The sequence below is a fragment of the Rhizobium sp. 01T417 genome, assembly GCF_056398905.1.
This window is the reverse complement of sequence record NZ_JBFTQH010000026.1, coordinates 25,669-45,567: the sequence shown is the minus strand read 5'-3', so window position 1 is coordinate 45,567 and position 19,899 is coordinate 25,669. Positions and strand designations below refer to the sequence as shown.

The following is a 19,899-nucleotide window of genomic DNA, read 5'->3' as shown; positions in this document are numbered from 1 at the left end:
GAGGTTTGCGCGCTGGCAACCTCTTTGGTGCCCGCTCACGACCCTCAATCTGGCGGCGAAAGCTGAAATGTGTCATACTCGTACTGGACGACCGCAGTCTTTGAGGCGGGCTCGTTAGAACGAGAGTTTCATAGCCGCCACCGACCCCTTCGGTGGCGCAAGTGCCGTCGCCGCCCCTATGGCGAGTCATTTAAAGCAGCATTGACTTCCAACAAGCCCACGCAGGCGGGCTATGCCACGCGACTCCTTGGATTGCATCCGGAGGCGTGCCGCCCTTTGCGTTGGGCGTCAATTGTGATTCAGGCAGATTCAACGGAGGTACATGCCATGAATAGCATGAGAACCCTTTGCTTTGGTCTATTGGCTTCCGCACTGACATCCGCGCTGGCTGCGCCGACTGTTGCGCAGCAGCAGGCAAAACCCAATATTCTTGTCATCATGGGCGATGACGTCGGCTGGTTCAACATTGGCGCCTATCACCGGGGCATCATGTCCGGGAAGACGCCCAATCTCGACAAGCTCGCGTCCGAGGGCTTGATGTTCACCGACTACTATGCCGAGGCAAGCTGCACGGCTGGCCGGGCGAGTTTCATCACCGGTGAAATTCCGTTGCGCACCGGCTTGACGACGGTCGGCCAGGCGGGCGCGGATGTCGGCATGCCCGACAAGGCGGCGACCCTGGCCACCGTCCTCAAGACAGAAGGATACGCCACTGGACAGTTCGGCAAGAACCATCTTGGCGATCTGAACAAGTATCTTCCGACATTGCATGGCTTCGACGAGTTCTTTGGCTATCTCTATCACCTCGATGCGATGTCTGACCCCTATTGGTATTCGTTTCCGAATGACCAATCCTACCGGGACAAATTCGGTCCGCGCAATCTGGTCCACAGCTTCGCGACCGATACCGACGACACTTCCGAACAGCCGCGCTGGGGCAAGGTCGGCAAGCAGAGGATAGTGGACGAGGGTCCCCTGGCACCTTATCCCGACATGTCCAACGTGCCGAACATGCATGACATCATGCCCAAGGCCAAGTACGACATGGGCACGTTCGATGAAGTGCTGGTCAAGGCTTCGTGCGACTTCATGGATAAGGCCAAGACCGATAACAAGCCGTTTTTCGTCTGGCACAACACGACGCGCATGCACGTCTGGACTTATCTGTCGCCCAAGTACCAGGCTCTCATGAACAGCGACAGCAACTATGGCCTCGAGGAAGCCGGCGTGGCGCAGCTTGATGATAGCGTCGGCGCTCTTTTGAAATGTGTGGAGGATGCTGGCGAGACCAGCAACACGATCGTCGTGTTCACCACTGACAACGGGGCGGAGGTCTTCACCTGGCCAGACGGCGGCATGACCCCGTTCAAGGGCACCAAGGGTACCGTGATGGAAGGCGGCTTCCGTGCGCCAGCCATCATTCGGTGGCCGGGCAAGGTCAAGCCGGGAACGGTCGAGAACGGCATTTTTTCAGCCCTGGATTGGTTCCCGACGCTAGCAGCGGCAGCCGGCAATACTGAGATCACCGACCAGTTACTGAAGGGTGTGCAGCTGGGCGACAAAACCTACAAGAACCATCTTGACGGCTACAATCAGCTGGATCTGCTGCTCGGCAAATCACCGTCCGCACGGCATGAGTTCTTCTATTTCGGCGGCCCTGCTCTCGGGGCAGTTCGCATTGACAACTTCAAGTTCCAGTTCTTCCAGCAGCCCCAGGGCTGGCCCGGTGGAAAGGTAACGACGGACATGCCCACCATGGTCAATATCCGTCAGGATCCGTTCGAGCGCACACCGTCGATTGGCGAGCAAAGTCTCAATGACCTTGGTGGAGGATACATGAATGACTTCTTTGCCCGCGAGTTCTGGCGGTTTGTCAGCGTTCAGGACGAGGTCAAGAAACTCGCCCTGACAGCGGTCGATTACCCGCCAATGCAGGACCCGGCTTCCTTCAATCTGGATGCGGTCAAGAAACAGATAGATGCCGCTATCCGGAACAAGCCGGGCAACTGACGAATAAATCTCAAGCAGCGGGCAGCCGGCAAGGGCTGCCCTTGCTGTCCGCGCGCAAACAGGATCACCGTATGGCGCCGAGCCAACACCGTCTGCTAGGTCCGCATTGGCTGAGGCGAGGCACGCTTTCCGTTGGCTGCAATTGAGAAGCCCCGGCAACATGACCTGTGATGTCGAACCCGCGCCTTCCTTTGGTGTCGGACACTTGACCTTACGCGATTGAAAAGCATCTTCTTTTGTGTGGGCGTCAGGCACGCGGGAGGTCACGTCGATGAGAGTCTCAGTTGCAGTGGGAATGGCAGCAAGTCTGTTGGCAATATCGGCGGCCGAGCCGCCCTGGCAATGGCAGACCTTTCACGGCGTACGGATGGATTCCGATCCCGTGCTGCTTTCGCGGTTTGACAGGATCTATCGCTATTGCTTGCCCGAAGCCAACTATCGCGGCTCACCCTATCCGACAAATGCCTGGCACATCACAGCGCTGAGAAGCTGCATGTATCGATTCGGGGTCGTGGACCGGGGGGCTTATTCCTATCCGGCCAACAGGCTCTTCTATCCTCTCTTCTGAGGTGGAGCGCCAGCACGGGTTTGGTGATCACGCAGCCGTGGGGTTGAGGAGGTTCATGTCGATGCTCGTCAGCTCCACATGGCGCTCGAACGAGATGCCTACCTCATCGAACAGATGGCAGTCGGCAACGTTGATCCCGGTGACGAGTGGCTGATCCGGGTGAACAGCGGCGCGCCCATGCAGCGTCGCGCAGAAATTCTCGCTTTCGCCGTCGAGCGACGCATAGGCGACCGTCTGGGCGCCAAGGCGCTCGATGACAGACGGCGTAACGGTGAAGGCGATGTCGCCAGACCCGATCTGGATATGCTCCGGACGCACGCCCAAGGTCAGCTGTTTGCCAATAGCGCCGCCTCTTGGCGTGACAGGGATCACCGCCTTCTGTCCTTTGTAGTCGATTTCGATGCCGGCATCGCTGATACCTGTGCAGGTGACGGGCAAGAAGTTCATCTTGGGATTGCCGATGAAGGCGGCAACAAAGATGTTGGCAGGCTTGTGGTAGAGTTCCAGCGGGGCGCCGGTCTGGGCGATCTCGCCGGCATTCAAAACCACAATCCGGTCCGCCATGGTCATCGCCTCGATCTGGTCGTGCGTGACATAAATCATCGTCGCCTTCAGCTGGCGGTGCAGTTTGGCAAGCTCGATGCGCATGTCGGCTCGCAAGGCAGCGTCGAGGTTGGAGAGTGGTTCGTCAAACAGGAATATCTTCGGTTCACGCACGATCGCGCGGCCGATTGCAACGCGCTGGCGCTGACCGCCTGAAAGCATCCCCGGCTTCTGTTGCAGGCGCTGATCCAGGTGGAGGATGCGCGCGGCATGCTCGACCTTGGCCTTCAGCTTCTGCTCTTCCATTTTTTCCACGCGCAGTGGGAAGGCAATGTTTTCGAAAACGCTCATGTGGGGGTAGAGCGCGTAGGATTGGAACACCATGGCGATGCCGCGCTTGACCGGCGGCAGGTCGTTGACCCTCAGCCCGTCGATGACGATGTCGCCGCCGGAGGTTGCGTCCAGGCCGGCAATCATGCGCAGCAAGGTGGATTTGCCGCAGCCTGATGGCCCGACGAAAACTACGAACTCGCCGTTCCTCACCTCAAGCTGAACACCCTTGAGAACCTCGAAGTCGCCGTAGAACTTCTGAACCTTGTTGAGAAGAAGCTGTCCCAAAACTTGTCTCCGGTCACCGCCGCTGCGGCACTGTATGCGATAGTCAAAGGGATCGCGGTTGTTGCGCCCGCGATCCCGACAAAGGCTTACTTGAACGCTTCGATCTCGCCAGCAGCCTTCTTGAGAGCATCGGCCGGCTCGGCCTTGCCCGTCACGACAGACTGTACCATTTCGATCATCGAATTCTGGAAGCCCTTGTAGTCGGTGAAGAGCGGCTCGGGACCGCCGAAAGTGATACCGTCGATGAACGGCTTCCACGACGGATCAGCCTTGACGAACTCATCGACCTTCGGCGACGGACGCAGCGGCGTCAGGCCGGCACCACCCTGAAGTTCGTATTCGCCTTGCGGGCCCGGCGAGGTGATGAACTTGGCGAATTCGATCGCCTTGTCTTCCACACCCGTACCCTTGAAAACCGCCAGGCTGTCGGTGATGAGCAGCGTGCCTTCACCCTTGGCCGACGGGCCGAGCGGCAGCGGTGCGACGCCCCAGTTGATCTTGGTGTCCTTCAGGCGGGCAGCAGCACCCGAACCTGCCTGGATCATGCCGACCTTGCCATCGAGGAAGATGGCGCGGATTTCGTTCTGCTCGTAGGCGGTTGCGCCTTCGACGGAGTAGGGCGTGATGTCCTTGTAGGCCTGCAGGGCGGCCAGGACTTCCGGGCTGTCCATGACGATCTTATCGCCGTCGATCACCTTGCCGTTGTTGGTGTAAACCCAATGCATGAACTGATGCATGGTGTTGTCGAAGGTCTTCGCCGGGAGGCCGTAGCCTGCAATGCCGGTCTTTTCCTTGATCTGCTTGGCGGCGGCAATTTCCTCAGCCCAGGTCTTCGGCGGGTTCTCCGGGTCGAGGCCGGCCTGCTTGAAGATGTCCTTGTTCCAGTAGAGTGCCTTGGTCGAGAAGGCGACCGGCACGCCCCACTGGTTGTTGTCGAAGGTGACGGTGTCGACGATGTTCGGGTAGTAGCTCTTCTTCTCGTCGTCGGTCATCGGCACCGGAACGATCAGATCGTTCTGGGCGAATTCCTTCAGCGTACGCGAACCGACATAGGCCATGCCGACCGGAGTGCCGGCAGCAGCCAGCGTCGTGGCCTTGTCCTGGCACTGTTCCCAGCCGACAACCTCAGGCGTGACCTTCCAGCCTGGGTTCTTGCCTTCCCATTCCTTGATGTATTTCTCGTGGATCGGATCGATCTTGTCGCCGCAATAGATCCAGCTGATCTCCTTGTCAGCGGCGTGCGCGGTCATTGCGCCGAGCGCGGTTGAGCCGAGCAGGGCAAGGGCCATCAGCCCGGTCTTGAATTGAATTGTCACGTTGTTAGCTCCCGTTTTTTCTCTGGTGGTTGACTTACTGTTTCACCGCGCCCGCGGTCAGACCGCTGACGAGATACCGTTGAAGGAAGAAAATCACGATCATGGCCGGCGCAATGCCGACGAAACTTGCAGCCATCAGTTCATTCCACACGACTTCCTGGCGGCCGAAATAGGCGAAGAGTCCGACCGGCAAGGGCGCAAATTCACTCTTGGAATTGAAGGTGAGCGCGAAGATGAACTGCTGGGCATAGGAGCCGATGAAGGTGGTGATCGCAACTACCATGATGCCCGGCATGGCGATTGGCAGGATGACCCGGCGCAGGGTATAGAAATGGCTGGCGCCGTCGACGAATGCGGCTTCGTCCAGCTCCCGTGGAATGCGCATCATGTAGGTTCTGAGCAGCCAGATCGCCGAAGGGATCAGGAAGGCAACGCCGGGAACCATGATGGCGAAATAGGTATTCAGCAGGCCGAGCGTTCGCATCAGCCGGAAGAGCGGGATGAGCAGCACCGCGCCCGAAAACATGTTGACGGCCAGGAACGCGCCGAGCAGCAGCCCCGCGCCTTTGAATTCAAACCGCGCGAACGCATAGGAGGCAGGGATGACGAGCACCAGGACAACGGCGGTGACGATGGTCGAGATAAAGAAGGAATTGAAGATGTAGCGCGCAAAGCCCGGCACGCTTACCCACATGGTCCGATAGGCCTCGAACGAACCGTTCTCGGGGATGAACCGGTAAGGCGATGAAAAGAGCTGGCTGAGCGGCTTCAGCGATACCAGGAAGCCCTCGACGAAGGGCGCAAGCACGAAGGTAAGGAACACCAGGATGCCGGCATAGATGCCGATGATCTCATACCATTTGTACCGATGGATCAGCAGATGCGGCTGTTTCATCGCTTGTCTCCGGAAGTAAGGCGGCTGGTCACGCGGAAGTAGCAGACGCAGAAAATCGACAGGAAGATGCAGATCAGCACGGCGCGCGCGGCGCCTTCCCCGTATTTGTTCGAGCCGATCGCGGTTTTATAGGTGTCGATGATCATCGTCGTCGTTTCGCCGCTCGGGCCACCACGCGTCAGGATCCAGATGATGTCGAATGAGTTGAAGGTAGCGATCAGCGACAGCATCGACATGGTGATCATCGACGGGACGATCAGTGGCAGGGTAATGCGCCGGAAGCGATAGAATCGGCCGGCCCCGTCGGTCCAGGCGGCCTCATAGAGATCCTGCGGAATCGCCTGCATGGCCGCGAGCATATAAAGCGTGACCAGCGGAACGCCGATCCAGACATCGGTGATGATCGTCGCCCAGAACGCTGTGGACCCCTGCGCGAGAAATGCGACCGGCGCGTCCACCAGCCCGAAGCGCTGCAGCATGCCGGAAATCATCCCGAACTGGCCGTTGTACATCCAGCCCCACATGAAGATGCCGATCGCCATTGGGACAATCCATGGCGGCATGGTCAGGACGCGGAAGAGCGCCCTGCCGGGAACCGCAGAATTCAGCATCGTTGCGCCGAACACACCGATGATCATCTTGATGGAGACGGAAAAGAACGTCCAGATGAAGGTGCGAATGATGACTTCGGCGAAGGTAGCATTGAAGATCTTGCTATAGTTCACCCAGCCGACCCAGTTCGTCGTCTTCTTCAGCGACGCATCGGTGAAGGAGAGGATGAATGTGTCGACCAGCGGATAGGCGACGATCACTGCGACATAGAGGACTGCCGGAAGGAGAAGTATCCAGGCAAAGATGACTGCGTTGCGTTGGACGCTCATCTTGCCGCCCTCCTCAAGCCGCTCTTGCGTGCAGGGCTTCGTCGAACCTGTCCCAAATCGGGCGCAGATCGATCACCGCCTTTTTCAACCTTGCCTCGTCCATCGATAGGGCAAGGATGCCGGCCTCAAGGGCATTGAGTGTCGAAACAGGAAGTTCGGTACCGGTACGCACGCTGTCGAGCAAATCCGCTGCCATCTGCTCGTCGGCGCCGTAGTGCTGCGAAAGCTCGGTCGCGACGTACTTGTTCTCGACAACCTTCTTGCCTGTCAGCTGCTCATGAACATCAAGATAGCCTCGGACGAAATCGCCCTCCGCCATGCCGCGCGATCCCATGATGGCAAAACGGCGGAACTGGTCGGGAACGTTGAGGTTGGTATGGAAATTCATGCCGACGCCATTGGCGTATTCGACGATCGCCACCTGATAGTCGATGATGTCGCCGTCACTGTCGAAAACCTTGTCGGAACCCATCCAGCCGCTCGGCTTGCGGTGAAAAAGCTCCAGGTCGTTGATGCCTTCGCGTGCGGGATCGTTGGCCGGAATGAAGCTCTTGCGGCCGCCGAAGCTTGCAACGCGCTCCGGACGAGCGCCGACGACGCCGTTGTAGAGATCAAGGTCGTGGCAGCACTTTTCCAGCATGAAGCTGCCCGAATAACGCTCGTAGCGACGCCAATCGCGCATGAAGAAAGCGCCGTGGTAGGGCTCGATATGCTCCGAGGCCTCGATCGAGACGATCTGTCCAAGCTTGCCTGCGGCCTGAATGGCGCGAAGGTCCTTGTAGAGGGGCGAATAGCGAAGGACGAGACCAACCATCAGTCGCTCATGACCGAACTTCGCCATCAGACGGGCGAGCTCAATGCTCTCGGCGACCGTCGTGACGATCGGCTTTTCGCAGAAGACCTTCAGGCCACTTTCAAGACCCAGCCTGATATGATCGAGATGCATGTGGTTGGGTGAACCGATCATCAGGAGATCGAGCTTTTCCCTGGCGATCAGCTCCTCAGGGGAAGTATAGGCCGTGCCGGCAGAGATGCCTTTTTCGACAAGACCCGGAAGACCTGCCGGATCGGGGTCGACGTAACCCACGATCTCGAAGCTTTCATCAACGGACTTGAAGACGTAGCCAAGGTAGCCGAGCCTGAAACCTAGCCCGATAATTCCCACTTTCATGCTCTTCTCGTTCCCATTCACGTAATTTATTTTCGTCAAGTTGGGGCAAAATTTCGAACTCGTCAACACGAATCCCGCGAAAAGTTGCAAGCATGAAATTAATTTTCATAACCGCCCATTTCCCAGCTTCAATCGCCTTCAATCGGGCATGAACGCCCGTTCTCGCCGCGCGCAAACGCCGAAGGATGGCCTGCGAGCTTGCGTGAAGGCCCGGCAACGGCGAAATACGCCGTCGTCGCGCTGCCTGGATCTAGCGGTTTCGCCGTTTGCCCTCGAGCAGATCGAGCACGGAATTTGCGGCATCGAGAACGTTCGTGCCAGGGCCGAAGACCGCCGCAACCCCGTGGTCCATCAGGTACTGGTAATCCTGCCGCGGAACGACCCCTCCCACCACGACGATGACATCGCCGGCGCCCTGTGCCTTGAGTTCGTCAACCAGTTGCGGTGCCAGTGTCTTGTGGCCAGCCGCCAGCGACGACATGCCAACCACGTGTACCTTGCTGGCGACCGCGAGGTCGGCGGCTTCCTTTGGCGTCTGAAAGAGGGGCCCTGCCAGCACATCAAAGCCAATATCGCCAAACGCCGAGGCGATCACCTTGGCGCCGCGGTCATGACCGTCCTGACCAAGCTTGGCAACCATGATTCTCGGCCTGTGACCGAGGACCTTGCCGACTTCGACCATGCGGTCCTTCAGGACTGCCAGCTCAGGCTCGTCGCGATAGGCTTGACCATAGACGTCCCTGATGACCTCGGGCTCGGCTGCATGGTCCCCGAAGGCCCGACGCATGGCATCGGAGATCTCGCCAACCGTTGCCCGCGCGCGCGCCGCTTCGATGGCTGCCGCAAGCAGGTTCCCATTGCCGCTGTTTGCGACCTCCTCGAGCGCCTTGAGGGCCGCTTGTACTGTAACGCCATCGCGGCGGCGTTTCGTGCCTTCGATCCGCGCAATCTGGGCGGTGCGCACGGCTGCATTGTCGATCGCCAGGATCTCGAGCTCTTCTTCCGTGTCGAGACGATATTTGTTGACGCCGACGATGACCTCTTCGCCCTTGTCGACCGCCGCCTGGCGTCGCGTCGCCGCTTCCTCGATGAGCCGCTTGGGCAATCCCTCGTTCACCGCCCTGGTCATGCCACCGAGCGCCTCGACCTCCTCGATCAAGGCCCAGGCCTTGTCGGCAAGCGCCTTTGTCAGGCTTTCGACATAGTAGGAGCCCGCAAGCGGATCAACGACATTGGTCACGCCCGTCTCATGCTGAAGAATGAGCTGCGTGTTGCGGGCAATGCGCGCAGAAAATTCCGTCGGCAAGGCGATTGCCTCGTCGAAGGAATTGGTGTGGAGCGACTGCGTGCCACCCAGAACCGCCGACATTGCCTCAAAGGCGGTGCGGATGATGTTGTTGTAGGGATCCTGCTCCTGCAGCGAGACGCCTGATGTCTGGCAATGCGTGCGCAGCATGAGGGAGGACGGTTTCCTGGGCTCGAACTCCTCCATGATGCGCGTCCAGAGCAGGCGCGCAGCACGCAGCTTCGCCGCTTCCATGAAGAAGTTCATGCCGATGGCGAAGAAGAAGGAGAGGCGGCCGGCAAAATCATCGACGTTCAATCCCTTGGCGAGCGCGGCACGAACATATTCGCGCCCGTCGGCAAGCGTGAAGGCGAGCTCCTGAACCAGTGTGGCGCCGGCCTCCTGCATGTGATAGCCGGAGATCGAAATGGAGTTGAACTTCGGCATCTGCCTTGCCGTGTATTCGATAATATCCGCAACGATCCGCATCGAGGGCTCCGGCGGATATATATAGGTGTTGCGAACCATGAACTCCTTGAGGATGTCGTTCTGTATCGTCCCCGAAAGCTCGGCCCGGGACACACCCTGTTCCTCGCCAGCCACAATGAAGCTCGCAAGTATCGGAATGACGGCGCCGTTCATCGTCATGGAGACCGAGATTTTCTCCAGCGGGATGCCATCGAACAGGATCTTCATGTCCTCGACGCTGTCGATCGCAACTCCTGCCTTGCCGACATCGCCGACGACGCGCGGATGATCGCTGTCATAGCCGCGGTGGGTTGCAAGATCGAAGGCCACGGAAACGCCCTGCTGGCCGGCAGCGAGCGCCTTGCGGTAGAAGGCGTTGGAGGCCTCTGCGGTGGAAAAACCGGCATATTGCCGGATCGTCCAGGGGCGGCCAACATACATGGTGGCACGCGGCCCCCGGGTAAAGGGCGCAAAGCCGGGGAGTGACCCGAGATGCTCGGCACCCTTTATGTCGCCTTCGGTATAGAGCGGCTTGACGTCTATCCCTTCGGGCGTGTGCCAGACGAGCGTCTCGGGCGAGGCCTTCAGCTCTTTTTCGGCAAGAGCCTGCCAGTCGCCAAGCGTTTTCTTCGTCATTCTGTCCTCCGGCATTCTTCTTTTGCCGCAGGCTAGCACTTTAACCGCCTGCGGCGCGATAGAGCCTTAGGATAATTTGTTCGCGAATGTCTTGCCCCCTTCGACATCCGAGCTTGTCAGGAAACGCTGACCGGTTTGGAGCGCAACCGGCTTGCAGTTGCCGGATCTGCCCTTCTGCAAAGCTGTGGCGGCAAGCCTTTCATGATGAGCTCTGCATCGGCGACAGCCATCGAGCCAAGCGCGTAGAAGGCGTCACGTGTGCCGCCGGTGCGATGTGCCGACAGCAACAGCCCTTCCACCTTGCGAACGGGATCGTCGGGAGCGACAGGCTCGTCGGGGAAGACATCGGTGGCGGCACGGATATGGCCAGAACCCACCGCTTCGAGCATTGCCGGAAAGTCGACGACTGCTGCGCGGCTCATCAGCAGGAAGGCGGAGCCGGGCTGCATGAGCGCAAACTCCCTCCGGCCGATGAACCCTTCGTTCTCGCTTGTCACACTGGCAAAGACGAAGACGACACGGCTTTGGCTGAGTACCTCATCCAGCGATGCCGGCATGCAGTCGAGCCGCTCGATGATCTCGGCCGGCAACCAAGGATCAAAGACGCGCACCGTATTGCGAAACGGCCGGACAAGCTCGCGCAATTGGCGACCGAGATCACCAAAGCCGACCAGGCCGACCGGTGCGCCGGCGAAGCGAAACGTCCCTTCGTTTCCCGCAAGGCCATAGTCTTCGACACCGGCTCGAAACTGCCGATCAGCCATGGTGATGCCGCGGGCAAGATCGATCGCCATGCCGAGTGCAGCTTCGGCAACGGGTGAGGCGAAGGCCGATGCAGGGGTGATCACCCAGATGCCCCGCTCGACACAGGCCTGGTAGTCGATGTTCGGCAGGAAGTTCGACTCGACATTGATAATCGCCTTTAGCCTCGGCGCGCGATCCAACCGCTCCTTCGGCATGTCGGTCTGACCGAAGATCAGCACCGTATCCGGCAACAGGGCTTCCACCTGGTCAGCCGGCATTTGCCGATCTTCGGAGACGACGACATCTCCGAGTTGCTCAAGACGGCGGCGAACATCCGGCGTCATGATGAGATCGAGCGTTCGCGGCAACGGATCGACAAGAATGATATTGCGACTCATGGTTCCTCCCCTTGCCTCCAGAATGAAAATGCGCGCGGCTTTCGCAAGTCCCTTGTGCGCCAGGAAACGCTCAAGGTCCGAGTGAGGATACCATCAAAGGGTCTTCCCTGACCGTCTGTACCAGGAAATCAAGAACTGTGCGGACCCGCAACGGCAGGTTCTTGCGCGATGGGTAGACGATGTTGATCGGCAGGCGTGCCGGAGGAAAATCGGGCATCACGCTTATCAGCCTGCCGGCCTCGATGTCGGGGCAGGCGAGGATGTGCGAGAGCACTGCAAGACCGCCCCCGGCCAGTACCGCGCGATGCACCGCGACCGCATTGTTGGCAATCAGGCGTGGCGCGATGCGCACCGAAGTCTCGTCGGAACCATTGGAGAATGTCCACGAGCGCAAATCTCCGGCGCGGCTGTAGCAGATGCAGTCATGGCCGCCGACGTCGTCGGGCGTTTCGGGCATGCTTCGTCGTTCGACATAGCTCGGTGCTGCAACGAGAAAGGCGGTCGTCCATCCAATCCGCCGGCACATCAGATTGCAGTCAGAGACGGGACCGAGGCGCACTTCAAGGTCGATGCCATCGCCGATCAGGTCGGAAGGCTCCTCGCGAAAAATCAACTCGACAGAAAGCCCGGCATGGCGATCGAGCAGACCGGCAAGACGCTCGCTGACATAAAGACCAAGCGGCGCGGGCAGGGTGAGCCGCACCCGACCGGATACCGTGGTGGCCTCGGCACAGGTCGCTTCGTTGAGCGCGTCCACCGCTTCGACCACCTTCAGCGCCATCGCAATCATCTGCTCGCCCTCGACCGTCAGGGCAAGCGCATTCGTACTACGATGCAGCAGGCGCGTGTTGAGATGTCCTTCCAGAGCGGAGACCTGCCGGGAGACCGCCGGCTGTGTCAGGTCAAGGTCGATCGCCGCTGCAGAAAACGAGCCCGTCTCCGCAACCCTTAGAAAGGCTCTGAGCGCAGATACGATGTCCATTCGTCCCCCATACATTTTCGACATAAGCCTTATGCAACAGTCTAGGTCGGAAGCGCTTTACTGTCCAGCAATTACGGATATCTTATGTCCATAAGGATACGTGATATCCGTAATTAAGGAGACAGACATGTCACAGCGCCTCAACTACGCACAGCATTCCCCCGAACTCTTCAAGAAGATCTCGGATCTCAGCATGAGCTTGAAGGACAGCACCATCGAGCAGAAAATCCGCGATCTCGTGAACATCCGGGCTTCCCAGATCAACGGTTGCGCCTTCTGCCTCGACATGCATGTCAAGGAAGCCAAGATCCACGGCGAAAGCGAACTGCGCCTCTATCATGTCGCGATCTGGCGTGAATCGAACCTCTTCGTTCCGCGCGAGCGGGCAGCTCTTGCCTGGACCGAGGCCGTCACGAAACTTCCGGAAGGCGGAATTCCCGACGAACTCTACGAGCGGGTCCGTGGCCAGCTCTCGGAAAAGGAAGTCTCCGACCTGACTTTCTCGATCATGGTCATCAATGCCTGGAACCGCGCGAGCATCGCCTTCAAGGCAGTACCCGGCTCCGCCGACAAGGCCTATGGCCTCGACAAGGCCGGCCTCAACTAGGCCGGCCTCAACTAGGCCCGTAACCTCAAAGCCATCCGCGCGGAAATAACCGCCCACAAAAGGAATCTTGAAATGATGAAGTCGCTTTTTGTCGCGGCTGCGCTCGCAGCCGCATCATTCAACACAGCCGTTGCCGCCGAGGCAGGCGGCAAGGCTGCCAAGGTCACGCTCGTCTATGAGCATGAACTGCCGAACGCCCCGGGCAAGAGCATCAAGGGTGTTCTGGTCGAGTATGGTCCGGGCGGCTCTTCCGAGGGGCACACGCATCCGAATTCCGCCTTCATCTATGCAACGGTCCTGGAAGGCTCGATCCGCAGCCAGGTCAATGATGGGCCGGTGAAAACCTACAAGGCCGGCGAGAGCTTCTCGGAGATGCCGGGCGACCGTCATGGCGTCAGCGCAAACGGCAGCAAGGCAAAGCCGGCCAAGCTCCTTGCCGTTTTCGTGGTTGACACCGACCAGAAAGAACTGACCTATCCCTTGAAGAAGTAGGCGAGGACGGGGCCGGGTGTCGACCGCGCACTCGGCCCCCTACAGCGCGGCAATTATCGCGATCGGAGCTGCCATGTTCAACGACCCACTTTCGTTGCCGCTTGTTCTGATCAACATTCTCGGCGTAGCCGGCATTGTTGTCTGGCATCTCCAGGGCCGTGACCGCCCGACTGCCCGGCTGATCGTCCAGATCCTTTTCTTTGCAGGCATGACCACCGTCCTCGTTTTGGCAGGCATCCTGCCTCATCGCGTTGAGGAGACGCAGCTTGCCGGCGCGATGGCATTCCTGTCCATCTCGGCAAGGGTATTGTGGTGGACACATCTGGCATGGACCCTCATCGGCTTCGTACGGATCTATATCGTTCTGGAAAAGAGGCCGCGTGAAGCGCGGCTGTTGCAGGATCTGATCGTTGCCGTCGTCTATCTCGGTGTCGCGCTGTCCATCCTGGGCTTTGTCTTCAAAGCACCGATCGGCACCCTGGTGGCAACGTCGGGTGTGGTTGCCATCATCTTCGGCCTGGCGCTGCAAAATACCCTCGGCGACGTGTTCTCGGGGATCGCGCTGACATTGGGGCGGCCCTTTGCCATCGGTGACTGGATCTTGCTTGGCGACGGCACCGAGGGCCGCGTCATCGAGAACAACTGGCGCTCCACCTTTCTGCTCACCGGCGCTCACAATGTCGTCATTCTGCCCAATAGCGCCCTGGCGAAGGTGGGGCTTACCAACCTCAGCCGTCCTGATGAAACGCATCAGATCACGCTGCTCGTCCGGATCGCGGCAAACCATAGCCCGCAGCTGGTCGAGGAGGCGCTGCGAACCGCGTTGCAATCAAGCACGCGCATCGTCCAGGATCCACCGCCGATCGTCGCTCTCAAGGGGATTGATGCTGTCGCAATCGAGGCAGAATTGCAGTTTCGCGTGACCAGTCCAGCAAACAGGACGCCGGCGCGCAACGAAGTGATCGATCTCGTCCACCGCCACTGCCGGGAAAGCGGGCTCTCGCTCGCAATGCCCCCTCAGAGCTATCTCTACGCATTGCCCGACGCAAGCGAGGTCAAGCTGCGATCAGCCAGCTCGCTCTAACACCCACTCGGAGCTGTTCTTCCAAAGGTCCGGCGGAATATCCCTCGCCAGGGTCTCGATCAGATCGGAAAAGCAGACGCTGCGCAATTTCTGGCGCCAGGCTTCGTCAGCGTCCCACATGACGCGCGCCACCGCGCATGGACTGCTTTCGCAATAATCGTGGGGCCGACAGGGATTGTTGGCTCTGATGTTGTTGCAGACAAAGGTCTGCGCCTTGCCTTCGACGGCCTCGACGATGTCGAGAAAGGTCAGATCGGCGGGTGCTCTTGCCAGTCTGTAGCCGCCAGATGGGCCGAGCGTCGTATGAACGAGACCTGCTTGAGAAAGGCTCTGCAGCGCCTTCGAAAGATATTCCTTGGGAAGTCCGTGGAACTCGGCCAACGCCTTCGTCGACAGGTAACGGCCTTCGGGCAGACCGGCAAGTATGGCGCAACAATGCAGCGCCCATTCGACTTGGCTTTTCAGGATCATCATTTCCGTCCGAAAGGGTACCGAGCGGCACCAATTAAGGACAGAAAGTATCCCTATTTCGCGGCAATGTAAACGGGACAAGAAAGCAACAAGCGTCAGCAAGGTCGCCAGCAATCAGCCAGCGGCCAGCCGTAAAGCCCGGGACCGATCTGCTCCGGTATTCAGGCACCCCCGGGCTGCAACATGGAAGCAAAGGATGTGGACGGCACCAGCCTTGTCAGACCATCTCTCGCAATCGACGACCCGTTTCCTGCAGCAGCTTGAACGCCTGATATCGCCGATCGTGCTTGTCTCTAAGCGCGCCTGAAACAGGGCGATAGACCTTTGCAATACGCGACATGACAGCCATTGCGCTGGAAAGGTCCGGGTAGTGCCCGCCGGCGACCGCCCCGAGCATCGCAGCCCCAAGCAGCACCGGCTCAGGGCTTGTCACGCTGGCCACCTCCGTTGCCGTGGAATCCGCGATCATCTGCAGGACGAGGGGGCTGTTTGCCGCGCCACCACTGGCCATGATCAAGTCGATATCGATTGCCTTGTCGGCCAATGCGTCAAGCAGTTGCCGCAGCCCGCAGCCGAGACCTGCAAGGCCCGCCACGTAAAGTGCGACAAGCGAATCCTCGCTTTCGTCGAGCGTCAATCCGGCGATCAGGGCTCGTGCATCAGGGTCGGCAAAGGGCGCCCGGTTGCCGAGAAATTCGGGCACGACGACGATGCCATCGGCGAGGGCGGCAACACCATCCCCTGCGCGAGCGGCTGCTCGCTCCAGATAGCCGACGAGCGACAGTCCCTCCGCCTTGGCACGCGCCTCGATTGCACCGGCGGCCGGGTGCATGCGCACCAGATAGTCAATTGCGGCGCCTGCCGCTGACTGTCCGCCCTCGTTCAGCCAGAGGCCTGGAACCATCGCGGAAAAATACGGACCCCAGACCCCATCGACAAAGGTGGGTTGGCCTGTTGTCGCCATCGAGCAAGCCGAGGTCCCGAAAATATAGGCGAGCCGTCGGCCGATGTCAGCGCTTCGTTCTGTTTCGACTTCACCTGCGCCCAGCGTTCCAACTCCTCCAGCATGCGCATCGATGAGCGCGGCGCCAACAGGCGTGCCGACCGGCAGGGCGAGCTCGGCAGCCGCTTCGACGGAAAGCCCGGTGCCGAGCGCGACGCCCGGCGCGACAATATCCGTCCCGATCCGCCTGAATTCATCGGCGGCCAGATCCTCAAGGCCGATGGCCCGAAAATAGTCGGCGTCCCAGCGCCCTTCATGGGCGAGATAGGTCCATTTGCAGGTCACCGTGCAGACCGATCGTGCCAGGCTTCCCGTGGCACGCCACGTCAGATAGTCGGAAAGGTCGAAGAAGTGGGTGGCCGCCTGGTATTGCTCGGGGAGGTGCCGCTTCAGCCACAGGAGTTTCGGGGTCTCCATCTCGGGCGAGATGCGGCCACCGACATAACGCAGCACCGCATGCCCACCGTCGTTGATTTCGTCGGCTTCCGCGACCGCCCGGTGATCCATCCACACGATGATGTTTCTGTCGGGGTCACCGGAACGGCTGAGGCTGATCGGGGCTCCACCCCTGCCGACAGCCACCAGCGAACAGGTGGCGTCGAAGCCGATGCCGGCGATCAAGGCCGGGTCGATGCCCGCATCTGCGACGGCCTGACGAACGGTGCCGGACACTGCCCGCCAGATATCCTCGCTGGACTGCTCCACGACGCCGCCAGCCTCATGCCAGATGGCAATCGGCTGCTTGGCTGACGAGAGTAGACCACCGCTCTCGTTGAATACCCCCGTGCGCGCGCTGCCGGTACCGACATCTATGCCGAGAAAATAGCGTGCCATGTCTAGAGATCCGTGCTGTGAGGCAAAATGACGAGGTCGCGAATTGTCACGTTGCGCGGTCTCGTCAGCATGAACGTGACGGCGTCGGCCACTTCGCTGGCTTCCATCAGACCGCCTGCTGCGATGGTCTCCTCGAGCTTGGCCTTCGGCCAATCGCTGATCAGGGCGGTGACGACGGGGCCCGGCGCGACGGCACCGACGCGGATGCCATGCTTCATCACCTGTCGCCGAACAGTGTGAACAAACGCCTGCACGGCGAACTTGGAGGCAGTGTAGATCGGCTCCCAAACCACGGGAACCAGGCCCGCGATCGAGCTTGTCATGATGATGTCGCCGGTCTGCCGTTCGACCATATGTGGCAAGACGGCCTGAACGGAGCGGAAAGCAGCATTGACGTTCAAATTCAGCATGCGATCCCAGGCATCGGGATCCCCTTCGACGACATCGCCGCCGATATAGGCACCGGCATTGGCGTGGAAGATGTCAAGCTGGCCGAACTTTTCCAGGATTTGCGGCATCATCGTTGCAACGCTTTGCGGGTTCGTCAGATCGATGACCAGCGGAAATGCCTGCGGGCCAAGTTCAGAGCAGATATTCCTCAATGACTCCTCTGCCCGATCGATGAGAACGACACTGACGCCCTCGGCAAGCAGCGCCTTGGCGCATTCAAGGCCGATCCCCGAAGCCGCGCCGGTGACCGCTGCGACCTTTCCCGAAAGTTCCTGTCTCATAGCATTCCTTACCTTTTGTCTTGGACCTTTTATCTTGGGTCTACGCGCGTCCGTGCGACACTCTTGAACGGCGTGCGAGTGAATCGACGATGACGGCAATGGCAAGAACGGCGCCCGTGATCATGTAGCGAAGCGACGATGACAGATCGAGCAGCGTCAGTCCGTTGGCGATCGACTGGATGACGATGATGCCGAGCAGGGCCGAATAGGCACTGCCTCGACCGCCAAACAGGCTGGTTCCGCCGATGACGGCAGCGGCGATGGCATTGAGGTTGACGTCGCCCGTTCCGGCCTGCTGGCTTGCCGATGCAAGACGAGCCGCAGACAGCACGCCACCCAGCGCAGCCAGTATCGAGCAGAGCATGAAGGCGCTCGTGTAGATCAGGCGGACATTGATGCCGGCACGGCGCGCAGCCTCGCGATTGCCGCCAACAGCGGTCATTGAGCGCCCCCACTTGGTCCGGGTCAGCGCGTAGCTCATGGCCACGACCAATCCCACGAAAAGGCCGAACATCCACGGAATGCCGCGGTCCTGGTTGAGATAGAAGACGATGAGCTCCAGCACAACGGTGATGAGGATTGCACGCAAGACGAGGCTGCCAAGCGAGCGTGAGGACAGGCTTGCCTCACGTCGGCGAACGACGGTCCGGTAGCCGGTCACGAACAGCACGATCCCTGGGATGGCGGCGAGCACGTAGGAAACAGGATCGGGCATGACGAGCAGCTGTCCGAAATTCACGACCGCCGAACCGTAAGGCAGGTTGATCGAACCGGTCGCGCCGAGAAGATAGAGCTGCATGCCGAGAACCGCGAGCAACCCGGCCAGGGTCGAAACAAAGCTCGGCATGCCCAGGCGATTGAACAGCAATGCGTACAGAGCGCCGATGAGGCCACCGGCGACAAGAGCGGCAAGGATCGCCAGGGCAACCGGCCAGCCTTCGTTGACCCACAGCATACCGACAAGTGCCGAGGCAAAGCCGCTGATCGAGCCGACGGAAAGGTCGATCTCGCCGACCATCAGGATGCAGACTATGCCGAGCGAGATAACGCCAACCGTGGAAGCGTCGAACAAAAGGTTTACGAGATTATTGGCCGAAAGAAAGATCGGATTGAGCGAGGCGAACACTGTCCAGATGAGAACCAGCCCGACGACAACAGGCAATGATCCAAGGTCACCCGATCGCACGCGATCGGCGAAAGCCCGGACGGCGCCGCTGACGCCGGTTTCATGTTTGACGCGAACGTCGCTTCTATCCAGCAACGGCGCTGACGGCGCGTTCTGATTGGCGTTGCTGCTCATGGGCTGTCTCCATCAGTGATCTCCTGCGACAGCTGGCGTCGGCTTGCCCTGCGGGAGACGGAATTGTCGGCAGCTCCGGTGATGGCACTGACGAGTTCCTGGTTGGTTGCGTCGGGATAGAATATTCCATTGTTGCGACCGAGGCGCAGGACCACGATGCGGTCCGCCACGGCCCGGACGTCTTCCATGTTGTGGCTGATCATGATGACGCCGAGGCCACGGTCGCGGACCCGTTCGATGAGGTTCAGGACCTCCGCCGTCTGTGCCACGCCAAGTGCGGCCGTCGGTTCATCGAGCATGATGAGCTTCGGTTCCAGGAGGAGTGATCTGGCGATCGCCACCGTCTGGCGCTGACCACCGGAAAGCGAGGCGATCGGAATGCGAACGCTTGGGATGCGCGCAGAGAGTTCATTCAGAAGCTTCCAGGAACGCACCTCCATCGACACTTCGTCGAGCTGCAGCGGACTGGTCTCCCGGCCAAGGAAGATGTTGGCGACAACATCCAGATTTTCGCAAAGGGCGAGATCCTGAAACACCGTCGCAATGCCCAGATCAAGTGCGGTGCTGGGGTCGGAGAGCGTCACCGGCTTGCCTGCGAAGGTGACGGTGCCCGATGTCGGCTGGTGCACGCCGGCAAGAATTTTGACGAGCGTCGACTTTCCAGCACCATTGTCGCCGACCAGAGCCACGACCTCTCCCGCATGGACGTCGAGATCGATATCCGTCAGGGCCGACACGGCGCCGAAATTCTTGGAGACGCCACGCAGGCTGAGCACCAGCTCGCCGGTCGGAGGCGCGTCGTGTTGATTGTTCGTCATCGAGGCAAGCCTTTCCGTATTTTCGCATGATACCTGCAACAAGC

The 19,899-nt window shown here is 59.8% G+C and carries 18 protein-coding genes; 5 read left to right on the top strand and 13 right to left on the bottom strand.

Annotated elements, in window-relative coordinates; translation table 11 throughout:
- The first annotated feature begins 327 nt into the window (after positions 1 to 327).
- Both AC1DPR_RS22360 and AC1DPR_RS22355 read left to right on the top strand, forming a co-directional pair.
- Positions 328 to 2,010, top strand: a complete 1,683-nt coding sequence (locus AC1DPR_RS22360; RefSeq protein WP_477817201.1) for an arylsulfatase — start codon at positions 328 to 330, stop codon at positions 2,008 to 2,010.
- Positions 2,011 to 2,281: 271 nt separating this feature from the next.
- Positions 2,282 to 2,578 carry a hypothetical protein gene (locus AC1DPR_RS22355; RefSeq protein WP_477817200.1) on the top strand — a complete coding sequence of 99 codons (297 nt, stop codon included), beginning with the start codon at positions 2,282 to 2,284 and terminating at the stop codon, positions 2,576 to 2,578.
- 27 nt (positions 2,579 to 2,605) lie between these two features.
- On the opposite strand, the gene AC1DPR_RS22350 is transcribed toward AC1DPR_RS22355, so the two are convergent.
- The 8 genes from AC1DPR_RS22350 to AC1DPR_RS22315 form a co-directional block, all read right to left on the bottom strand.
- Positions 2,606 to 3,739 (bottom strand): ABC transporter ATP-binding protein, encoded by a 1,134-nt coding sequence (locus AC1DPR_RS22350; RefSeq protein ID WP_477817199.1) that lies wholly within the window; start codon positions 3,737 to 3,739, stop codon positions 2,606 to 2,608.
- A gap of 86 nt (positions 3,740 to 3,825) precedes the next feature.
- Positions 3,826 to 5,028, bottom strand: a complete 1,203-nt coding sequence (locus tag AC1DPR_RS22345; RefSeq protein ID WP_210258366.1) for an ABC transporter substrate-binding protein — start codon at positions 5,026 to 5,028, stop codon at positions 3,826 to 3,828.
- Between the two features lie 61 nt (positions 5,029 to 5,089).
- Entirely contained in the window at positions 5,090 to 5,950 is an 861-nt protein-coding gene (locus AC1DPR_RS22340; RefSeq protein ID WP_018858424.1) for a carbohydrate ABC transporter permease, read from the bottom strand.
- Positions 5,947 to 6,831, bottom strand: a complete 885-nt coding sequence (locus AC1DPR_RS22335) for a carbohydrate ABC transporter permease (protein WP_018858423.1) — start codon at positions 6,829 to 6,831, stop codon at positions 5,947 to 5,949. Before AC1DPR_RS22335 ends, AC1DPR_RS22340 begins: the two co-directional genes overlap by 4 nt.
- A gap of 13 nt (positions 6,832 to 6,844) precedes the next feature.
- Positions 6,845 to 8,002: a Gfo/Idh/MocA family protein gene (locus AC1DPR_RS22330; RefSeq protein WP_477817198.1), complete on the bottom strand. Its 1,158-nt coding sequence runs from the start codon at positions 8,000 to 8,002 to the stop codon at positions 6,845 to 6,847.
- 250 nt (positions 8,003 to 8,252) lie between these two features.
- Positions 8,253 to 10,391 carry a methylmalonyl-CoA mutase gene (scpA, locus tag AC1DPR_RS22325; protein ID WP_477817197.1) on the bottom strand — a complete coding sequence of 713 codons (2,139 nt, stop codon included), beginning with the start codon at positions 10,389 to 10,391 and terminating at the stop codon, positions 8,253 to 8,255.
- Between the two features lie 116 nt (positions 10,392 to 10,507).
- Positions 10,508 to 11,533 carry a hydroxyacid dehydrogenase gene (locus tag AC1DPR_RS22320; protein ID WP_018858420.1) on the bottom strand — a complete coding sequence of 342 codons (1,026 nt, stop codon included), beginning with the start codon at positions 11,531 to 11,533 and terminating at the stop codon, positions 10,508 to 10,510.
- A gap of 70 nt (positions 11,534 to 11,603) precedes the next feature.
- A complete protein-coding gene (locus tag AC1DPR_RS22315) occupies positions 11,604 to 12,515 on the bottom strand; it encodes a LysR family transcriptional regulator (protein WP_477817196.1) in 912 nt (303 codons plus the stop codon).
- 127 nt (positions 12,516 to 12,642) lie between these two features.
- On the opposite strand from AC1DPR_RS22315, the gene AC1DPR_RS22310 reads away from it, so the two are divergent.
- From AC1DPR_RS22310 to AC1DPR_RS22300, 3 genes are all read left to right on the top strand, one after another.
- Positions 12,643 to 13,122, top strand: coding sequence for a carboxymuconolactone decarboxylase family protein (locus AC1DPR_RS22310; RefSeq protein ID WP_018858418.1), 480 nt, complete (start codon positions 12,643 to 12,645; stop codon positions 13,120 to 13,122).
- A gap of 72 nt (positions 13,123 to 13,194) precedes the next feature.
- A complete protein-coding gene (locus tag AC1DPR_RS22305) occupies positions 13,195 to 13,614 on the top strand; it encodes a cupin domain-containing protein (RefSeq protein WP_018858417.1) in 420 nt (139 codons plus the stop codon).
- A gap of 73 nt (positions 13,615 to 13,687) precedes the next feature.
- Positions 13,688 to 14,698, top strand: coding sequence for a mechanosensitive ion channel family protein (locus tag AC1DPR_RS22300; RefSeq protein WP_477817221.1), 1,011 nt, complete (start codon positions 13,688 to 13,690; stop codon positions 14,696 to 14,698).
- Here AC1DPR_RS22300 and AC1DPR_RS22295 read toward each other — a convergent pair.
- The 5 genes from AC1DPR_RS22295 to AC1DPR_RS22275 all read right to left on the bottom strand — a co-directional run bounded on the left by AC1DPR_RS22295 (position 14,681) and on the right by AC1DPR_RS22275 (position 19,855).
- Positions 14,681 to 15,169, bottom strand: coding sequence for an RrF2 family transcriptional regulator (locus AC1DPR_RS22295; RefSeq protein WP_477817195.1), 489 nt, complete (start codon positions 15,167 to 15,169; stop codon positions 14,681 to 14,683). The two genes, AC1DPR_RS22300 and AC1DPR_RS22295, sit on opposite strands and share 18 nt — an antisense overlap.
- A gap of 217 nt (positions 15,170 to 15,386) precedes the next feature.
- Positions 15,387 to 17,006 carry an FGGY-family carbohydrate kinase gene (locus tag AC1DPR_RS22290; RefSeq protein WP_477817194.1) on the bottom strand — a complete coding sequence of 540 codons (1,620 nt, stop codon included), beginning with the start codon at positions 17,004 to 17,006 and terminating at the stop codon, positions 15,387 to 15,389.
- A 2-nt stretch (positions 17,007 to 17,008) separates the two neighbouring features.
- On the bottom strand, positions 17,009 to 17,737 hold the full coding sequence (locus AC1DPR_RS22285; protein ID WP_477817193.1) for an SDR family oxidoreductase: 729 nt from the start codon (positions 17,735 to 17,737) through the stop codon (positions 17,009 to 17,011).
- Between the two features lie 40 nt (positions 17,738 to 17,777).
- A complete protein-coding gene (locus tag AC1DPR_RS22280) occupies positions 17,778 to 19,037 on the bottom strand; it encodes a sugar ABC transporter permease (protein ID WP_018858412.1) in 1,260 nt (419 codons plus the stop codon).
- Positions 19,034 to 19,855: an ATP-binding cassette domain-containing protein gene (locus AC1DPR_RS22275; protein ID WP_018858411.1), complete on the bottom strand. Its 822-nt coding sequence runs from the start codon at positions 19,853 to 19,855 to the stop codon at positions 19,034 to 19,036. The genes AC1DPR_RS22280 and AC1DPR_RS22275 overlap by 4 nt, the downstream gene beginning before the upstream one ends.
- Positions 19,856 to 19,899 lie beyond the last annotated feature (44 nt).